Here is a 19,437-nt window from a genome sequence, read left to right on the forward strand (position 1 = left end):
TCTTAACTTATAAAAGGATAATTTTCTTGCTCATAAACCATATCATACATTTGTTGTGTTTCAGGATATGGAGATTCTTCAGCAAACTTTTCACATTCTGCAACCATGTCTTTTACTTGCTTATCAATAGCAGCAATTTCATCGTCAGTTGCGTATTTATTTTCAATGATGATATCCAACACTTGTGTAATTGGATCTATTTTTTTGTATTCTTCAACCTCCTCTTTTGTTCTGTAATGTTGTGCATCAGACATAGAATGTCCTCTATATCTGTAGGTTTTCATTTCTAAAAATGTAGGTCCATCACCACGTCTTGCTCTTTGAATAGCTTCATCAACAGCTTCAGCAACTTTTATTGGGTTCATGGCATCTACAGGTCCACAAGGCATTTCATATCCTAAACCAAGTTTCCAAATATCACCATGATTTGCAGTTCTTTCTACAGAAGTTCCCATGGCATAACCATTGTTTTCACAAATAAAAATTACGGGTAATTTCCACAACATTGCTAAGTTAAAAGCCTCATGTAGAGAACCTTGTCTTGCAGCACCATCACCAAAACAAGTTAAGGTTACAGCATCACTACCTTTGTATTTATCTGCAAAAGCAATTCCTGCACCTAAAGGAATTTGACCACCCACAATTCCATGACCACCATAAAAACCAAATTCTTTTGAAAAAATATGCATAGAACCTCCCATTCCTTTAGATGTTCCTGTTGCTTTTCCATACAATTCAGCCATTACTTTTTTGGGATCTTCACCCATTCCAATTGGTTGAACGTGATTTCTGTAAGCAGTAATCATTTTATCTTTTGACAAATCCATAGCATGTAATGCACCTGCTAAAATAGCTTCTTGACCATTGTATAAATGCAAGAAACCTCTTACTTTTTGTTGGATGTAAACCGAAGCTAATTTATCTTCGAATTTGCGCCAAAAAAGCATGTCTTTGTACCAATCTAAATAGGTTTGTTTGGTGATTTTTTTCATTCTTGATATTGTTGAAAATAGTGTAAATTAAAAAATAGTATTTTTAAAATCGAAATACAAAAATAGCGGTTTTATAAACAATAAAAAAACTTGATTTTGGGATTTTTCCCGCAAACGATTTCGTTGCTTTTTTATTTGTCTTTTGCAATGATTAATGTTGCTTTTGCATCGGTTGCTAAATTCCATTCGCTCGAAGAAATAAGCATGCCTGCATCATTAAAAACTTTAAAAGCAGCGGTGTTTGGTCCAGAAGTTCCTTGATTCAACGCTAAAATTTGAATTTTATTGATGCCAACTTCTAATGGAATATTGAATTTTTGCCAACTTTCTTGTAAGGTAATGTTGTAGATTACTGGAATATCATTCACAAAAATGGTTACTCTATCTCCATCAGGATATTGATAATCTCTGCAAATGATGTTGACACTTTGTGATGAAGTTCTAAAACTTCCTAAATCTTGGTCGATTTTTGGGATGATGTATTGACCATTTATTTTTTTGAATGATTTTAAAAACCGTTCTTCATTCAATTTTGCTTGTGTTAAAATTCCTTTTTTGCTGAGGTCTTCATCTTGTTGTTTTTTTAGCTTTTCTTGTTCTTTTTCAAAAGCTTTTTTAAATCCGTTTTCGCTATTTAAGTCAATAACTTCAGGCTTTTTAACTTCTTTTGCCTTGTTTAAAATGACCACTTTTTTCTTTTCACCTGATTCATTTCCATTGTTTCCATCAACTTGTGAAAATGTAATTGATGTAGCAAAAAAGAGGAGTGAAAAAAATGTAAATTTAAAAAGTGAATAGTTCATAAGGATTTGTTTCTCAGTGAAACACAAAAATAATGCCTAATTTTTAAGACTAAGTTTAAATACTGTTAAAACTTTATTGAATTGGGAAATTGAAATACGTATCAGGAAATGGTTCGTTTTTTAGGGTAAAATGCCACCATTCATTATCATAAGGACTGAAACCATTTTCGAGCATGATTTTGCGCAAAAACAAACGATTTTCTTGTTGTTTTTTGGTGATTTTTTTATAAAAAGGATGCGATTCTTCGCCGAAAAAATCATAAGCACTTCCCATGTCAAGTTCTTTGCCTGATTTGATGTTTACCAAAGTTAAATCAACTGTACTTCCTCTGGTATGTCCTGATTTTGAAGCAATAAATCCCAATTGAAATAATTGTGATTTTGGTACTTTTGGATAATATTCATTTTTCATCAAAGTGTCATTCAACACTTTTGCCCATCTTACAAAATGATTGACAGCTTGTTGAGGTCTGTAAGCATCAAAAACTTTTAAACTTAAGCCTTCTTTTTTCAAGATTGCTTGTACTTTTTGCAAAGCTTCTGCAGTTTGTTTTGTTAAAATTACACAATCTTTTTGATATCCATCAATCGGTTTTCCAATAAAATTTTGATTCGAGAAATAACGAAGTTCTGTTTGGATACTTTCATCAATATCTTTCAAATACACAAAATCTTTGTGCATTTTTTGGGCGGAAATTCCGAGAGAACATCCAATAAATAGGAATAATATCATTTTTTTCATGATTCAAAAATACATAAAAAAACATCGGATTATTTGATGAAATTATGTTTAATTTTGAACCATGGAAACAATTACACTAACAACGCCAGCTTTATTATTTTCTGCGATTTCATTGATTATGCTGGCATATACAAATCGATTTTTGGCTTACGCAGCAGTGATTAGAAATTTGCATGATAAGTATTTAGAAAAAAGAAACGATTCCTTGTTGCGTCAAATTCAAAATTTAAAAAAGCGTTTACAACTTACAAAATGGATGCAAATTTTCGGAATTTCGAGTTTGTTATTATGTGTATTAACGATGTTTTTGATATATGTAGATGAAGATATTTTTGCGGCCTACATTTTTGGATTGGCATTGATTTTATTAATCCTTTCTTTGGCTTTGTTGATTAAAGAAATCCATATTTCCAATCAAGCTTTGCAGCATCATATTGCTGATATTGAAGAATATCTCACAAAAAAGTAAGCGCCGTTTTTTGCAAAACGACGACTTACCAAGTAAACTAATAAAACCAAGTATTAGTAATTTTTATAATGAAATGCTATTCTGTGTAAGGTAAATGGTTGTAGCTCAATACTCTTTTTAGTTTCCATTGCTTGTTTTCTAAAATCCAAACGTGAGTAAAATTGGCAATTCCTACAGTTTTAAAATTGCCTTGTTGTTTTTCTTGAAACGTGTGTTTGCCAGTTTGAATGGCTCCATAAATTTCAACATTATTCAGCAATGGAAATACTTCTAAACTGCCAAATACTAGGTTTCTTTTCATATTTCCTGGGTTTTTACAGATATTATTTTTTACTGCATTTACAAACTCAGCCTTGTTTTGAATACCAACAACATCATGATAAAACTCAAAATTTTCAGCAATAATTGGGTCAAGTTTTTCAATTTCACATTTGTTAAAAGTTCTTTCAAAAAGAATGCTGTCTTTTGCAGCTAGAATTTTAAATAAATCCGTTGATTTTTCGACTTGTGCATTCATGATAAATGAATATAAAAACGCAAAAATGGCAATGATTATTTTAAGCAATATTGATTCTTTGAAAGGAGCTAAAAACGAGTTCATGAATAATTAATGAGTTGAATTTATCGTTTTCTTGGAGTTTTTATAATTCCAAGAAAACGATTTTTTTGGTTGATTAATTTTTTAATTGGCAATTATTTGTTTGAAACACTTCCTCCAGAAGTAGTTTTATTGGTTGATTTTTTTGGATTTCCAAAATAATCAATATCACCACCACTTGTAGCTGTTGCGTTGATACTTTCTGATGCAAAGACATCAATATCAGCTCCACTTGTAACAGTTGCAGTTACATCAGCACTTTCTAAGGATGTTGCTTTGATTGATGCGCCACTTGTTGCTGTAGCATTGTGATAATTTGTATATCCTGAAACTTTTAAATCAGCACCACTAGTTGCAACTGTAGTAATTGAATTTCCTTTTACAGCAAAATTAATATTGGCGCCACTTGTTGCAATCACTAGCAAAGTATCAGCTTTAAATGTGCTGTCGTTTTTAAGATAAGCACCACTTGTGGCATTAATTTCGTTTAGATTTTTCACAGTTACGAATACTTTTTTTGATGCAGCTTTCCAGATGCTTTTTTCAGAATAAATTCGCAAAACACCATTTTCAATTTCTGTAAAAATAATATCGTGTAAATTTTCATCAGCCTCTAAAATGATTTTATTTTCATTGCCCTGAAAAATCTCTACATCCAAACCATTACTGACTTTTATTTTTGAGAATTCAGCTGTTGATGATCTATCTTTTGTAATTACATTGTTGTTTCCACGAATACCATTAAACATTTCTATACCACAAGAGCTAAAAAATAGGGTAATGAAAAGAATTGATACTGTTTTGATAATTGTTAGTTTCATGATTTTGAATTTTATGTTTGTTGTTTCAAAGGTCTTTGATTGATGATTGTTATTTAAAAATTACTTACTGAATTGTTGATTTTTATTACTGAATTGTTTTACATACTAGTTTCATTAGTGTTCAAACTATCTTCGTTTTTGCCTTCTAAAAGAGATGCGCAATCTGTACATTTCAAGGTTGAGTTTGTCATTATAAAATGATGATTTGCCATGTCAGTATCGTAAATTTCATCTACATTTTTTACATCATATAAAAAGTTTTTAGCACTTTCATCAAAGAAAACAGTAGCTTTTTCTGGTAAATAAATGGTTACTTCAATAGTTTCATCTTTCCAAATATTTTTAATATCTGACAAATAAAAGGCATCTAAAATCAAGGTATTATTATCAATGGTAAAATGATATTGAATCTCTTTTGCATTCGATTTTGCATTCATTTTATTTTTTCCTCTTGAACTTTTTGTGATTGTAAAATAACTTTCTTCACTGGTACTTTTTTGGACATCTACTTTAACATAATTTGAGTACGCCATTTTTTTTCCATTAATAAAGACCTCTTCTTTTTGAGAACTTCTCCTTAAATTATGTCTGAATAGAATGGTTTCGTCATTTTTTAGTTTTACAAATAAGGTGTCATTTGCTATAATTTGGAGTTGATTTTTCTCAGTAATTTCACCATTTTGTGCATATGAAGTTGCAAAATCTAATCCAGCAAAAATCATTCCTAGCAAAGACACAATCCAAATTCCTAACAAGGTTAATGATGCAGCTTTACCAATATTTTTGATGTTGCTAGACAACATTCGCAATCCTAAAATGAATAATAACAAAAACGGAATCCCAATTAGGAAAAGCCCAAATGTTGTTAATAACCAACTTGGAATAACAGAATCATAAAAGAATGGTGGATAATGTAAAAAATTTCCATCAACATTCAACCACTCTAAACTTCCAATAGAAAATCCTCCAATAATTAATGATATTATTACAGATGCTGCAATAATGATGAAGAACACTCCAATAATTTTGCCTATGACTTTAAAAAATGTTTGAATGATAGAAACAATGACATCTAAAATTTCTTGAAATCCATTATTTTTTTTTTGCTTTCCAGAAAATGCAGAATTGAATTTTTCTGAAATTTCATTGGCTCCTTCTTTCAATTTATCGGAAGCTTTGTTGGCAACATCTTTCAAATTTTCAGAAACATTATTGAATTCTTCTCTAATTTTTCTTTCGATATTATCAATATTTACAGGAGTTCCTTCCATCTGCAATTTTTCGGCAGTTGTTTTTGCTTCAGGTAATAAAACCCACAAAAGGATGTATGTTATGAAACCAAATCCACCAGGAATTGCAAAAAATATGAATGCTAAACGAATCCAAATTGTATCTATGTTTAAATAATGAGCCATTCCAGATGCAACACCACCTAGCATTTTATCTTCACCATCTCTAAATAATTTTTTGGTAGCATTGTAATTTGTTTGATACGAAAAGTTTGTCTCTTTAAATGTTTCATCACCATCAGCATAATCTTCAGGTTGTCCCATTATTTTGATGATATCATCAATATCTTGGTCATTAACCACTTGTCTTGAATCTGTTATTTTTTCTGATAACAATTCGCTAATTCTTGCTTCAATGTCAGCAATAATTTCGTTTTTTCCTTGAGGATCATCACTCAAAGATTTAGCAATAGATTCTAAATATTTTTTTAATTTTTGATAAGCAGTTTCATCAATGTGAAAGAAAAATCCGCCTAAATTAATGTTGATTGTCTTATTCATGAGTAGTTGATTTTGAGCTAATTACTTGGTTTACAGCATTTACTAAATTATTCCACGTTTTGTCTAATTCTTTTAAAAATAGTGCACCATTTTCGGTTAAAACGTAATATTTTCTTGGTGGTCCTGAGGTTGATTCTTCCCATCTGTAGGTTAATAATCCTGCGTTTTTTAAACGAGTTAACAGCGGGTAAATAGTGCCTTCAACCACAATCATTTCAACACTTTTGAGTCCAGAAAGTATTTCGGAAGTATAAGCATCTCCATTTTTTAAAATGGATAAAATACATAATTCCAAAACCCCTTTTCGCATTTGTGCTTTTGCGTTTTCGATTTTCATATAGTATGATTTATTTTATAAATTTTATAGTGAAAGGATATTTGTAATTTTCTCCTTCTTTTGATTTTACTGCTGCATTTATGGTAAGGATAATTCTGATGATTCCTAAAATTCCGATAAGTGATCCAAATCCTAAAAATCCAAAAAAGTCAGATGAATAAAAATCGAAATCATTAAAATTCCAATTAATGTGATTAAAATTATCCCAGTTTTTGAAAAAACTTCCGATAGCAAATGGAACAAAAATTATTCCAACTAAAAATTTATACAGTGAAAAACTGATGTTAAAATTCACAGCTTCTTTTCCTTGTTCGTCTAAAAATGTACTTCTATTTTTAAGCGTTTGCCACGCTATTAATGGTGTTATAATGCTTCCAAAAGGATATAAAAATCCTCCAAATCCACAAATATGGATTAAAAAAGCATTGGTATTTTCGGTATTTGTTTTCATGTTTTTTTGATTGATATACTACTTTCTTATGCAAATATATTTATAAAAGAAGGTAATATGTATAACAAAGTACCTTAAATTAACATTTTATTAACAAATTTATGATTTTACTTATTAAATAACTTTTTAGTTTATAATCATTCTTTTTCTATTGTTTCTCTTTAAAATTAATTACTTTCGTTAGTAACTATATTCAATATTATATGGAAATTACACCTAAAAACATCAATCGTTTTATGTTTTTTAAACTTCCTTTAGGATGGTTATCTGGAATGCGTGTTATTTTTTTAGATACTACAACTTGTGTAGTGAAAATAAAACATCGTTGGTTGAATCAAAACCCTTTTCAAAGTATGTTTTGGGCGGCTCAAGGTATGGCTGCAGAGATGAGTACAGGTGTTTTGGTAATGAAAGAGATTAAAAATTCGAACAGAAAAGTTTCTATGTTGGTTACTCATCAAGAAGGGAATTTTTTTAAAAAAGCGTTTGGAACTATTTTATTTTCTTGTAGTGATGGAGAGAAAATACAAGAGGCAATTCAAAAGTCTATAGATTCAGGAGATGGGCAAAAAGTAGAGTTAATTTCAATAGGTGTTAACGAAAATGGGGTAGAAGTATCAAAATTTCGTTTTCAATGGAGCTTAAAAGTTAAAGATTTGTAAAGAATGTGTTTGTTTTTTGAAAAATTCATAATTCATAATTTTTTTTCAAATAAATTAACTTCATATTAAAGTTGTTTGCTATATTTGCAGCATATAATTGAAAAATTATGTAATTAATTGGGGGATTTTATTACATAGCAATTAAAAAAAGTCGTGATGCAAATCACGACTTTTTATTTTTCAGAATATTTATTTTCTACATTTCCATGGAATGATATACGTTTTGTACATCATCATCTTCTTCTAAGCGATCTAATAGTTTCTCAACATCAGCTTGTTGTTCTTCTGTTAATTTTGTTGTTGTAGAGGGAATTCTTTCAAATCCAGAAGATAAAATTTCGATGTTATTGTTCTCAAAATAAGCTTGTAATGCTCCATATTGTTCAAAAGGTGCGTAAATAATGATTCCTTCTTCATCATTGAAGACTTCTTCGACTTCAAAATCAATCAATTCTAATTCTAATTCTTCCATATCCATAGAAATATCCTCCTTTTTTAACGTAAAATTGCAGGTATGATCAAACATAAAAGCAACTGATCCTGAGGTGCCTAAGTTTCCATCACATTTATTAAAAGCAGCTCTTACATTTGCAACAGTTCGATTATTGTTGTCTGTTGCGGTTTCAATCAAAACAGCAATTCCATGAGGAGCATAACCTTCAAATAATACCTCTTTAAAATTTGCGGTATCTTTATCTGTAGCTTTTTTGATAGCACGTTCAACATTATCTTTTGGCATATTAGCGGCTTTCGCATTTTGCACAACTGCTCGTAAACGTGAGTTTGTTTCAGGGTTTGGACCACCTTCTTTTACAGCCATCACAATGTCTTTACCAATTCTTGTGAAAGTTTTTGCCATTGCTGACCAACGCTTCATTTTTCTTGCTTTCCTAAATTCGAACGCTCTTCCCATTATTTTTTGAAATTTTAAATGCTTGCAAATGTAAAAATTACGTAATTCTTTACCAATTTTAAGTTTGCTTTTAATTTATTTTTATGTCAAAATTTGATACGCTTGTTTGGCAATCTCTAATTCTTCATTAGTTGGAATTACCAGGATTTTTGCGCTAGAATTTACAGATTGAATTTCTCTCAATTCTTTTGATTTGATGTTATTTTTTTCATCATCCAAAATGATTCCTAAAAAATCTAAATTTTCACAAACGATTTTTCGCATTAATGTTGAGTTTTCTCCAATTCCAGCTGTAAAAACAATAGCATCCAAACCATTTAAAATACTTGCATACGCACCAATATATTTTTTGATGCGATAACTTGCCAATTCCAAAGCATTTTCGCAATTTTCATTTCCTTTTTCGGCATTTTCAGAAATTTCTCTCAAATCAGAAAAACCTGTTAAACCCAACATTCCGCCTTCTTTTTGCAATAAATTATTGACTTCTGAAGCAGTTTTATGCAAAGAATTCATCAAATAAAAAATCACAGATTGATCAATATCCCCAGCTCTAGTTCCCATAATTAAGCCATTCATTGGCCCAAAACCAAGAGAATGATCTACACTTTTTCCGTTTTCAATAGCGGTCATACTACAACCATTTCCTAAATGAATTGTAATTATTTTTTTGGAATTTTGTTCACCCAAATAAGCAATCGCTTTTTCGGAAACATATTTATGACTTGTGCCGTGAAATCCATAAGCACGAATATGATATTTTTCTAAAAACTCATTTTTAATAGCATATTGATAGGCTTTTTTGGGCATTGTTTGATGAAAAGCGGTATCAAAAATGGCAATTTGCTTGGCATCAGGAAAAATGGTTTCTGCAATTTCTATACCTGTTAAATTTGCAGGATTGTGTAATGGTGCTAATTCAAATAAATTTCGGATGTTGTTTTTTACATCTTCATCAATAACAACAGTTTTACTGAAATTTTTCCCACCATGAACTACTCTGTGACCAACAGCAACAATATCTGAAACGGATTTTAAAACGCCAATTTTTGCATCTAACAAAGCAGTGGCAATTTTTTGTAAACCAATTTCATGATTTTTAATTGGTAAAATTTCAGTAGTTTTTTTATCCTCTTTTTGATGTGAAAAAATGGCATCATTCATACCAATTCTTTCAATCAAACCCACACATTTTACTTGTTGTGAAGGCATTTCAATCACTTGATATTTTAAGGATGATGAACCAGCATTGAGTACTAAAATGTTCATAATTATGCTTGATTTGCTTGAATAGCAGTTAATAAAACCGTGTTAAAAATATCATCAACTGTACAACCTCTGCTTAAATCGTTTACAGGTTTGTTTAAACCTTGTAACATTGGGCCAATTGCCAAAGCTCCAGTTTCTCTTTGAATGGCTTTGTATGTATTATTTCCTGTATTCAAATCAGGGAAAATCAAAACAGATGCTTGTCCAGCAACTTCTGAATTTGGTAATTTCGTTTTTGCAACAGACATATCTACAGCAGCATCATATTGAATTGGTCCTTCAATTTTTAGTGCAGGAAATTTGCTTTTTACAATTTCTGTAGCTTTTCTCACTTTTTCAACTTCTTCTCCAATTCCTGATGAACCTGAAGAATAAGATAACATGGCTACTTTTGCTTCAATTCCGAAAGCTTCTGCAGAAGCTGCTGATGAAATTGCAATTTCTGCCAATTCTTCAGCATTCGGATTTGGATTTACAGCACAATCTCCCATGACAGAAACTCTGTCTGATAAACACATAAAAAATACGGATGAAACTACAGAAACTCCAGGTTTCGTTTTGATGATTTGCAATGCAGGTTTTATGGTATGCATTGTTGTGTGAATTGCTCCAGAAACCATTCCATCAGCCAAACCATTGTGAATCATTAATGTTCCATAATACGAAACATCTCTTGTTAAATCTAAGGCTGTTGTTTCTGTCATCCCTTTGTGTTTTCGGGCTTCAAACAACGTTTTTGCAAAATTTTCATTGTGAATAGAATCTTCAGGATTTAAAATCGTGATTTTAGACAAATCGATTTGTAACCCTTTTTGATCGCATTTTAATTGAATAATTTTGGCATCACCCAACAAGGTCAAATCTACAATATTCAATAATTGCAAACGAGCAGCAGCTTCTAAAATTCGTTCGTCATCACCTTCTGGCAATACAATATGTTTTCTGTTTGCTTTGGCTCTTTGTAATAAATTGTACTGAAACATACTAGGAGTCAGTTTGTTAGAGCTAAAAGAATACAAGGTTCTTGAAAGCCTGTTGACATCTACGTAAGTATCAAAAGTGTCTAAAGCCAATAATATTTTTTTACGATTGGAAACATAAATCTTCGGATTTACAGCGCCAATTTTGTTTGATACATCAAAGGTTCCTCCTGAAACAGCAACAATTGGGACAGTTGCTTGTACACCATCAATCAGTTTTAAAATGGAATCTTCAGGCATTAAATCACCTGTTAGAATAATTCCTGAAATTTTCGGATAATTTGTAGAAGCATTTGCTTGCAAAGCGCCTAAAATAATATCAGCTCTATCTCCTGGTGTAATTACAAGTGAATTTTCTTTGATTCGTGTCAAATAATTTCGCAATTGCATAGCACCTGTGCTAAAACTTTCGATAGAATTGTCTAAGAATTGTTGTCCAAATAATACTTTTCCGTTCAATATTTCCACAACTTCTTTGACTGTTGGATTTGCTAAGAAATTGATATTCGGAATTACATCAATAGGAACTTCTGATGGAATTGTTTTCTTCAATTCTTGAGTAATAAAATCCAACTCATCAGCTTCTATTTTATTGGCAATCAATCCAATAACAGCCACATCTTTTTTAATAAACGATTTATAGGTCAATTGCATTGTGTTGATAAAATCTTGTTTTTTCTTGCCATTTCCAGCACCAACAATCAAAACAGGAACTCCTAAGTTTTTGGCAATCATCAAGTTTACATCAACTTCTGTAAAACCACCATCACCAGAAAAATCAGTTCCTTCAATGAGAACATAATCATATTTAGTTTCCAGTTTTTTATAGTGATTGATGATTTTTTGGATGATTTCATCCGATTTTCCTTCACTTAACAAAGCAACAATTTCACTTTGTTCATAGGTGTAGCAATCTTCGTATTTAATATCTAAATTAAAATATTTGATGGCTGTGTTTGTATGATCATCAAAAGCACTATTTTTTCCTTTGTTGATGATGGGTCTAAAATACCCAACTTTTGATGATTTGTTAAGCATCATTCGTAATAAACCCAATGAAACTAATGATTTTCCGCTATTGGATTCTATAGTTGTGATGTAAATTGATTTACTCATTTTTAAAATTTTATGCAAAAATAAACCATAAAAACATGACTAAAATTGATATTAGTCATGTTTTAAAAGTTTATAGCTTTTTATTAAACTTGTAAAATTCCCAGATTAAATTTCTTTTCAATAGGTGCGTGATTGGCAGCTTCAATCCCCATAGAAATCCATTTTCTAGTATCTAAAGGATTGATGACAGCATCTGTCCAAATTCGTGCAGCAGCATAATAAGGGGAGATTTGTTTGTCATAGCGCGATTTTATTTTGTCAAATAATTCCTGTTCTTTTTCAGGAGTGATGATTTCGCCTTTCTTCTTCAAGGAAGCAGTTTCTATTTGCAACAGCACTTTTGCGGCTGAATTTCCACTCATCACAGCCAATTCAGCACTTGGCCAAGCAACAATCAATCTTGGGTCGTACGCTTTTCCACACATGGCATAATTTCCTGCACCATAAGAATTTCCGATAATAACAGTGAATTTTGGAACTACAGAATTGCTGACGGCATTTACCATTTTAGCGCCATCTTTAATGATTCCTCCATGTTCGGATTTGCTTCCAACCATAAAACCTGTAACATCTTGTAAAAAAACCAATGGAATTTTTTTCTGATTACAATTGGCAATAAAACGAGTTGCTTTGTCAGCAGAATCGTTGTATATAACTCCGCCAAATTGCATTTCTCCGTTTTTTGTTTTTACCAATTTTCGTTGATTGGCAACAATTCCAACTGCCCAACCATCAATTCGTGCATAACCTGTTAAGATGGTTTTTCCATAACCTTCTTTGTATTGTTCAAACTCAGAATTATCAACCAATCGTTTGATAATTTCTAGCATATCATATTGTTCGTTTCTGGCTTTTGGTAAAATTCCAAAAATATCATCCGGATTTTCTTGAGGTTTTACAGCTTTAATTCTGTTGAAACCAGCTTTCTCAAAATCTCCAATTTTATCTACAATATTTCTGATTTTATCCAAAGCATCTTTATCGTCTTTAGCTTTGTAATCTGTAACTCCCGAAATTTCGCAATGTGTGGTTGCTCCACCCAAAGTTTCATTATCAATAGTTTCGCCAATTGCGGCTTTAACAAGATAACTTCCTGCTAAAAAAATACTTCCGGTTTTATCAACAATCAAAGCTTCATCACTCATGATTGGTAAATATGCACCACCAGCAACGCAACTTCCCATAACTGCTGCAATTTGAGTGATGCCTAAACTGCTCATAATGGCATTGTTTCTAAAAATGCGTCCAAAATGTTCTTTGTCTGGAAAAATTTCATCTTGCATTGGTAAATACACACCTGCAGAATCAACTAAATAAATGATGGGAAGTTTATTTTCAATTGCGATTTCTTGTGCACGTAAATTCTTTTTTCCTGTAATTGGAAACCAAGCACCTGCTTTTACAGTAGCATCATTAGCAACAACAATACAAAGTTTTTCTTTGACATATCCAATTTTTACAACTACACCACCTGAAGGACAACCACCATGTTCAGGATACATTTCATCACCAGCAAAAGCGGCGATTTCTATAGATTCTGAATTTTTATCTAACAAATAATCAATACGTTCTCTTGCCGTTAATTTTCCTTGTTCGTGCAATTTGTCAATACCTTTTTGACCACCTCCTAATTTTATTTTTGATAGTTTTACGCGTAAATCTGAAGCTAAAAGTTTGTTGTAATCTTCGTTTTTATTGAAGTCTAAATCCATAGAAATATTTCTTAATTTGTCGCTAAATTAAGAAATATTCCTGTGAAAGGATTCATAAAGTTGGTACTGATTGTCCGTTATTTTCTGAGTAATGAAAAATTTCCTTTTTTATTGATGGTAGGTTTTGTAGTATCAGAAGGAATTAATGTTACGTTATACCAATAATCATCTGAAGGTAATAAATTTCCGTTATAAGTTCCATCCCAACCTTGGCTATCAATTGGAATTTGCGCTACTAATTTTCCAAATCTATTGAAAATATTAATACTTGCATTCGGATAAAAAGTTCTGTTAGCGCCTTTTACAACCCAAGTATCATTTTCTCCATCACCATTTGGTGTAAAGAATTTTGGGAATTGAATTACAGAAACCAACAAAGTTGCATCTGGTGAACAACCATTTTTATCGTTTACAATAATTTGATAAATACCACCTTCTAAATTTTCGAACAATGGTTTATCTTGAAAACCTGCAAAAGGAAAACGCTCATTGGTATCTGTATTTCTGATGGCAAATTGATAATCTCCAGGACCTAAATTATTGGTCACTGTATCAATTGAAATTGATAAATTATTTTGACTTCCAATGTTGTTTGATTCATCAATAATGGTCACAAAATTGTTTTGAAGCGTGGCGATATTCGATTCATTTACTTCAATCATTTCAGTTCTTGAACACAAAGTTCCATTGCTTGCTGTTGCCGTAACAAAATATTTACCTCCAGTTGTAATGTTTATATTATCATCATTTCCTAAAGGATTTCCATTTTCATTTGTCCATTGATAGGTGTAAATATCCATTGGATTTTCGACAGAAATATTCAGTGGTAAATCATTCAAACAAATAATTTGAGGAGAAGTTACTGTAAAACTTGGTAATGGATTTACAATTACCTCAAAAGAAGCATCGTCATTTACACAACCTGTTCTTTTATTTTGGATTCGTACAAAAATTGTTTCTGTTGAATTTGTGTTTGTATACGGTGATGAAATTGCCCCAATTCCTGTTGTTGCATCATTTTGTGATGCATGAAAAGTAACTGTAAAATCAGCTGGATTTTGAGTTGTTCCTAAAATTTGAGGAATTTTACTATCTAAATCAATGTTTTGAATGATGCCATTTGTATCATCACCATCATCATTATTATCACAATATGCTAAATTTGTTGGTGCATCAAAAACGGGTTCAGGATTGATAATTACATCAAAATTTGAAATTCCGTTTGCACACTGAGTTGCTGAATTGAAAACTCGAACAAAAATAGTTTCTCTATTTGGAGTGATGTTAGAATAGGGAGAAATTAAAGGATTATTACCAGCTTGTGCATCAGCTAAAGTTCTGTGATAAGTTACTTGAAATAATGAAGGATCTTGATTTCCTAAAATACCAGCAGTTTGACTTTCTAAATCGATAGTTTGTGAAAAACCGTTTCTTGCTGAACCATCAGAATTGTCATCACAAACTTCTAAATCGTTTACAAAATTGGCAATTGGTAAAGGATTTACAATCACATTAAATGATGTGTGATTTGTATAACAACCTGTTGCATTGTTGGTTACGCGCACATAAATAGTTTGTGAATCGCGCACAGTATTTGCAAAAGGAGATGTTAAAGGATTGTTTCCTGTTTCAGTATCTATTAAATTTAAATGATATGTTACTGTAAAATCAGCTGGATTTTGAGTTCCTAAAATCAACAAAGTTTGCGATTCTAAATCAAAATTTTGCACAATTCCATTGGTTGCATCACCATCAATTGCTTCATCACACAACTCTAAATCAGCAACAGGATTTGCTTCAGGAACAGCATTTGTTTTTAAATACAACTCACCTGTACCAGCACAATCATTATTATTTTTATTGGTGATTTTAAAGTAAATAGTTTGTCTTGTAATTGTTGATGGAAAATTGATGTTTCTATAGTTTGAAATATCTGCAATTTTATTGATTACAGCAGTTCTATCTTCAGTTGTTTCGTAAAAGGAAACCTCTAAATCAGGTTGTAAATTGACTGGAAAGAATGCTAAAATTTCGGAAGTTGCAACGCTAAAATCAAAATTTGTGATGCCATCCGTATCATTATTTAAAGGTCCGTTTGTACCATCAGCTTGTAAAAAGTCATCACAAACAGCATCAAATTCTTTGTTATAAGCCACGTCTGCAGAAGCATCAACTCGCAAATTGATTTTTGAAATTCGGTAACAACCATCAGCTGAAATTGTTCTAACCCAAGCTTCACCAATTTGATTTACAGGATAACGCAATTTGTCTGCAACTTCTGGAGTTCCAGCAATAGCATCAGCTTCTGTGGCAAAATAAGTAAACGTTTCATTTTGATAATTGGCAGAAATGCTGATTTCAGCTTCTGTTAAATTGATGGTTGAAATTCGATCTAAATCGTCATCACATTGTAATAAATCTACAATATTATTTGTTACCGGCTCTGGATTTACTCGTAAAGAAATACTGTTTGATGTAGTATCACAAGAATTTCCTGTTCTGGTTAACAACACTCTAAATAAATAATTATTGAATGTTATTGGTGGATTTGTGATTTGTAAATCTTTAGTTGTGCTTCCTGTGTACACTGCATCATCAACAATGGTAGTCCAATTTGTACCATTATCACTGGAAACTTCCCACTGAAAACCATCAGCAGTTGAATCTATGGATAAAACATCTGTAATGTTTTCACAAAAAACAGCATTTTCAAAAGGAGTATTTAAAATGATAGGTGCAATTGTGATGTAATTTGCATTTGGAGTTGTATAACCATCTGTATTATTGATGACTTTTCCAATTGAAGAAACTGCAAAAGGATTCGCAGATAAAATTCCAAGATTGGTTCCAGTAAATCCAGCTTCAATAACATCAAAACAAGCATCGTCATCACTATCAAGCTCTAAAAAGTTGAAAATATTGTCAGAATCAGTATCTGCAATTGTGTAATTTAAATCAACAATTTTAGTATCAGCAGATGTTTCTAAAGCATTTAAAATTCCGTTAATTCCGACAGTTGATGCATTTGCGTTGTCTAAAATTCCGTCATTATTGGCGTCTAAATTTCCGTGACCAGCTTCTACTAAATCGAAAATTCCATCGTTATCAGAATCTACATCTAAATAATTTGGAATTCCGTCATTATCTGAATCAATTCCTGTTATGATTCCATTGAAAACATCATCCAAACCATCTAAATTTGCATCAGTTCCTAATAAAGTTATTTTAGTAGCAGTTGATTCGTAAAAGTCTGGAATCCCGTCGTTATCTGAATCCACATCAAACATATCTTCAATTCCATCACCATCAGAATCTTTAGCAAAAGTGGTTAATTGAAGAAAGCCATTGAAAGTAGAAGAGCTATTTGCGCCAGTTAAATTGTGTTCAAAAATAATTTGATCAACTTGATTTGCAACAAATTGAAAAGTACTTTGATTTCCAGCAAGATTTGCTTTGAATTTAAAACGAATCTCAGAAGCTGAAATTGAAGTGATATTTGGTTCAAATTCGCCATCAAAATTTGTATCAATTAAAAGTTGGTCATCAGGATCTAAAAGGGTGATATTTTTATTGCTCGGCCCAATTTTTAAACTAAAAAATTCACCTTCATTTATCACATGATTTCCCAAAGTGCTTTGCTTGAATAAAAAATTGATTTTTTGCGTGAAGTTCAATTCGTAAATTTCGTTTGATGATGGAGCTGCATTTACCACAGAAATAAAATCTCCCGTATTTTGACCTGTAAAGGTATTTGTAGCTTCACTTGAAGTAAAAACGCTAGAAATGATAGTTGAGTTTGTTGTTGCATCTTGAAAGATTATTTGGGGATTGTCTTTGTCTGCTAAATTTAAAGTTGCATTTCCAAGAGATTCAGTACTATTTAAAATTCCGTCATTGTCTATATCTACATCTAAATTATCGATGATTAAATCACCATCAAAATCATCAGGACAAATACTTACAGGAATTTCTACAGATTCGAAAGTAGCTCCTGTACAATTTACAATTCCTATTAATTTATACCTTCCAGGTTCTGAATCTAAAGGTTTATAGCTTGGATTTGTAGATCTTTTTTCCCAAAGACCCGAAATTTCATTAAAATATTGCCATTCAAAACTATCAAAAATATCAGTATTTGCAGCTTCTAAAGTAACATTTGGAATACAACTTCCAAGACTGGCAACAGTTGTTTCGAAATTAATTTCTGGTGCCGAAGGAAAACCAGAATAAAAAGCTCCTGTTGTCGCAGCTCCGTTTCTATTGAAATATGCGCAATATAGCTCTTGGTCACTACTAACGCTTACATTACCAGATAAACCAGTAACAGTAAAGGTGACATAGTTAGAATTTCCAGTAACATCAAATGGACCTTGTGGATTGAAATTAGAAATTTCCAAATCATTAATGTTAATTTTAGCACCTTTATTTGTCACTATTGTAACTCCTCCTGTTAGTGTGAAATCACCTATTTTATCAATACTGGCAATATTATCAACATTACCTTTATTTTCACAACTTAGTGGAGGTACAAAAAATAATCCTTGATTTGCCTTAGAGTTTGTTCCCCCAATTCCTTGATATACAAAAACATCTTTACTTGTTTTTACATACATATTTCCTTGTGAACTAAAAAAATTTCCTTCGGCAACGTAATATTGCCCTTTATTGATTGTTGTAAATACTGAGCCATTTATTGAAATCTCTGTATTATCAAAATGAGCAATAATTAAAACATTTTCTGTTTGGTTTGTTCCATTTCCTCTAACTAAAATGTATTCATTTCCAATTTTATCAGCACCTACAATTTGATCAAAACCATAATCTTGTGTAGTGCCACCAGCCGGCGGATTATCAGCAAAACTTCCAGATGCAGAGCCTGAATTGACAACTATTGGTTTGTCACTTTTAATAAGTTTGCCAATTAAATTTCTGGGATCTTCATTTCCTCCTAGTGCAATTATATAACTTTCACCTTCATTTAATATTACACTTTGAGGAATTACTACTCCACTAGGTAACAATGTTCCAGTTGGAATATCAGAAAAATCAATAGTTGTATTATTTTCAGTTGCAATCATACTTACGAATGTAGTATGACTAAAAGGAACTTCGGGTTCATTGACAAAACCGCCAATTCTAAATTCTTTACCTAAAGCAGAAGAACCTTTACTGACTAGGGCACCTCCATGGATTGGTCCAGTATTATTTCTTTGTGAAGAATTAACCCTAATTGAAACATAAATAACATCACTAGCTTCAATAATTAATCCTTTATCGGTTATTTTATTACCATTTAAATTTGTTCTATTAATATGAAGTTGTGTGTCATTATCTAAATCAGGATTGCCAGTTTCATCTAGAATTATTTGAATAACTGGGTTGCTATTTGATACAACTCCAGAGTAAGTGGCTAAGTTTGGTTTGCCAATTGCTGTTATTTTATAACTAACATTGCTTTTGTTTGGAGTTGATATATATATGTACTGCTCGCCGAAATCATCTCCTGAAGTTAATGGCGGAATAAAATGCTTTTTACTTAATTGAGCTACAGTGATTTGTGTAAAAAAAACGAACAATAAAAGGCTTAAAAAGCGTAAAATGAATTTAAACATGATAAATATTAAGTATCGATTTGTAAATGTAACAAGAATTTATAAAACATTTTAATATAGAAATTAATGGTTTCAAATTTGTTTAGGTTTCTAGAATTTTAATATGCTTTTTGTTTGAAAATATTTAGTTTTCCTACGGAAATGAGTACCTTAGTTTATTGAAAATCTAT

At 31.4% G+C, this 19,437-nt stretch carries 15 protein-coding genes; 2 read left to right on the forward strand and 13 right to left on the reverse strand.

Annotated elements, in window-relative coordinates; translation table 11 throughout:
- Positions 1-2 precede the first annotated feature (2 nt).
- The 3 genes from pdhA to WHA43_RS12530 all read right to left on the reverse strand — a co-directional run bounded on the left by pdhA (position 3) and on the right by WHA43_RS12530 (position 2,537).
- Positions 3-992, reverse strand: a complete 990-nt coding sequence (pdhA, locus tag WHA43_RS12520; protein WP_105045069.1) for a pyruvate dehydrogenase (acetyl-transferring) E1 component subunit alpha — start codon at positions 990-992, stop codon at positions 3-5.
- A gap of 131 nt (positions 993-1,123) precedes the next feature.
- Entirely contained in the window at positions 1,124-1,795 is a 672-nt protein-coding gene (locus tag WHA43_RS12525) for a hypothetical protein (RefSeq protein ID WP_105045070.1), read from the reverse strand.
- 73 nt (positions 1,796-1,868) lie between these two features.
- A complete protein-coding gene (locus WHA43_RS12530) occupies positions 1,869-2,537 on the reverse strand; it encodes a M15 family metallopeptidase (protein WP_170039471.1) in 669 nt (222 codons plus the stop codon).
- A 61-nt stretch (positions 2,538-2,598) separates the two neighbouring features.
- Between WHA43_RS12530 and WHA43_RS12535 the strand changes: the two genes are divergently transcribed.
- Complete coding sequence (locus tag WHA43_RS12535) at positions 2,599-3,006, forward strand: DUF2721 domain-containing protein (protein ID WP_105045071.1); 408 nt, start codon at positions 2,599-2,601, stop codon at positions 3,004-3,006.
- Positions 3,007-3,082: 76 nt separating this feature from the next.
- On the opposite strand, the gene WHA43_RS12540 is transcribed toward WHA43_RS12535, so the two are convergent.
- The 5 genes from WHA43_RS12540 to WHA43_RS12560 form a co-directional block, all read right to left on the reverse strand.
- Positions 3,083-3,607 carry a nuclear transport factor 2 family protein gene (locus tag WHA43_RS12540; protein ID WP_211290284.1) on the reverse strand — a complete coding sequence of 175 codons (525 nt, stop codon included), beginning with the start codon at positions 3,605-3,607 and terminating at the stop codon, positions 3,083-3,085.
- Between the two features lie 92 nt (positions 3,608-3,699).
- Positions 3,700-4,425, reverse strand: coding sequence for a head GIN domain-containing protein (locus WHA43_RS12545; RefSeq protein WP_226742831.1), 726 nt, complete (start codon positions 4,423-4,425; stop codon positions 3,700-3,702).
- Positions 4,426-4,523: 98 nt separating this feature from the next.
- Positions 4,524-6,215, reverse strand: coding sequence for a PspC domain-containing protein (locus WHA43_RS12550; RefSeq protein WP_105045073.1), 1,692 nt, complete (start codon positions 6,213-6,215; stop codon positions 4,524-4,526).
- A complete protein-coding gene (locus tag WHA43_RS12555) occupies positions 6,208-6,552 on the reverse strand; it encodes a PadR family transcriptional regulator (RefSeq protein ID WP_105045074.1) in 345 nt (114 codons plus the stop codon). Before WHA43_RS12555 ends, WHA43_RS12550 begins: the two co-directional genes overlap by 8 nt.
- A gap of 10 nt (positions 6,553-6,562) precedes the next feature.
- Positions 6,563-7,003, reverse strand: a complete 441-nt coding sequence (locus WHA43_RS12560; protein WP_105045075.1) for a DUF4870 domain-containing protein — start codon at positions 7,001-7,003, stop codon at positions 6,563-6,565.
- A gap of 203 nt (positions 7,004-7,206) precedes the next feature.
- Between WHA43_RS12560 and WHA43_RS12565 the strand changes: the two genes are divergently transcribed.
- Positions 7,207-7,665, forward strand: coding sequence for a DUF4442 domain-containing protein (locus tag WHA43_RS12565; protein ID WP_105045076.1), 459 nt, complete (start codon positions 7,207-7,209; stop codon positions 7,663-7,665).
- A gap of 196 nt (positions 7,666-7,861) precedes the next feature.
- Here WHA43_RS12565 and WHA43_RS12570 read toward each other — a convergent pair whose 3' ends face one another.
- The 5 genes from WHA43_RS12570 to WHA43_RS12590 all read right to left on the reverse strand — a co-directional run bounded on the left by WHA43_RS12570 (position 7,862) and on the right by WHA43_RS12590 (position 19,267).
- Positions 7,862-8,578 (reverse strand): YebC/PmpR family DNA-binding transcriptional regulator, encoded by a 717-nt coding sequence (locus tag WHA43_RS12570; RefSeq protein WP_105045077.1) that lies wholly within the window; start codon positions 8,576-8,578, stop codon positions 7,862-7,864.
- 81 nt (positions 8,579-8,659) lie between these two features.
- Complete coding sequence (locus WHA43_RS12575; protein ID WP_105045078.1) at positions 8,660-9,847, reverse strand: acetate/propionate family kinase; 1,188 nt, start codon at positions 9,845-9,847, stop codon at positions 8,660-8,662.
- 2 nt (positions 9,848-9,849) lie between these two features.
- Positions 9,850-11,943, reverse strand: coding sequence for a phosphate acetyltransferase (gene pta, locus WHA43_RS12580; RefSeq protein ID WP_105045079.1), 2,094 nt, complete (start codon positions 11,941-11,943; stop codon positions 9,850-9,852).
- 83 nt (positions 11,944-12,026) lie between these two features.
- Positions 12,027-13,655 (reverse strand): acyl-CoA carboxylase subunit beta, encoded by a 1,629-nt coding sequence (locus WHA43_RS12585; protein WP_105045080.1) that lies wholly within the window; start codon positions 13,653-13,655, stop codon positions 12,027-12,029.
- A 77-nt stretch (positions 13,656-13,732) separates the two neighbouring features.
- On the reverse strand, positions 13,733-19,267 hold the full coding sequence (locus WHA43_RS12590; RefSeq protein WP_105045081.1) for a T9SS type B sorting domain-containing protein: 5,535 nt from the start codon (positions 19,265-19,267) through the stop codon (positions 13,733-13,735).
- Positions 19,268-19,437: the final 170 nt, after the last annotated feature.

It is taken from the genome of Polaribacter gangjinensis (genome assembly GCF_038024125.1).
In the GTDB taxonomy this organism is placed as follows: domain Bacteria; phylum Bacteroidota; class Bacteroidia; order Flavobacteriales; family Flavobacteriaceae; genus Polaribacter; species Polaribacter gangjinensis.

Excerpts from the sequence above, each read along its gene's own strand:
- pdhA (WP_105045069.1), bottom strand. The coding sequence starts at position 992 with ATGAAAAAAATCACCAAACAAACCTATTTAGATTGGTACAAAGACATG.
- WHA43_RS12525 (WP_105045070.1), bottom strand. The coding sequence starts at position 1,795 with ATGAACTATTCACTTTTTAAATTTACATTTTTTTCACTCCTCTTTTTT.
- WHA43_RS12530 (WP_170039471.1), bottom strand. The coding sequence starts at position 2,537 with ATGAAAAAAATGATATTATTCCTATTTATTGGATGTTCTCTCGGAATT.
- WHA43_RS12535 (WP_105045071.1), top strand. The coding sequence starts at position 2,599 with ATGGAAACAATTACACTAACAACGCCAGCTTTATTATTTTCTGCGATT.
- WHA43_RS12540 (WP_211290284.1), bottom strand. The coding sequence starts at position 3,607 with ATGAACTCGTTTTTAGCTCCTTTCAAAGAATCAATATTGCTTAAAATA.
- WHA43_RS12545 (WP_226742831.1), bottom strand. The coding sequence starts at position 4,425 with ATGAAACTAACAATTATCAAAACAGTATCAATTCTTTTCATTACCCTA.
- WHA43_RS12550 (WP_105045073.1), bottom strand. The coding sequence starts at position 6,215 with ATGAATAAGACAATCAACATTAATTTAGGCGGATTTTTCTTTCACATT.
- WHA43_RS12555 (WP_105045074.1), bottom strand. The coding sequence starts at position 6,552 with ATGAAAATCGAAAACGCAAAAGCACAAATGCGAAAAGGGGTTTTGGAA.
- WHA43_RS12560 (WP_105045075.1), bottom strand. The coding sequence starts at position 7,003 with ATGAAAACAAATACCGAAAATACCAATGCTTTTTTAATCCATATTTGT.
- WHA43_RS12565 (WP_105045076.1), top strand. The coding sequence starts at position 7,207 with ATGGAAATTACACCTAAAAACATCAATCGTTTTATGTTTTTTAAACTT.
- WHA43_RS12570 (WP_105045077.1), bottom strand. The coding sequence starts at position 8,578 with ATGGGAAGAGCGTTCGAATTTAGGAAAGCAAGAAAAATGAAGCGTTGG.
- WHA43_RS12575 (WP_105045078.1), bottom strand. The coding sequence starts at position 9,847 with ATGAACATTTTAGTACTCAATGCTGGTTCATCATCCTTAAAATATCAA.
- pta (WP_105045079.1), bottom strand. The coding sequence starts at position 11,943 with ATGAGTAAATCAATTTACATCACAACTATAGAATCCAATAGCGGAAAA.
- WHA43_RS12585 (WP_105045080.1), bottom strand. The coding sequence starts at position 13,655 with ATGGATTTAGACTTCAATAAAAACGAAGATTACAACAAACTTTTAGCT.
- WHA43_RS12590 (WP_105045081.1), bottom strand. The coding sequence starts at position 19,267 with ATGTTTAAATTCATTTTACGCTTTTTAAGCCTTTTATTGTTCGTTTTT.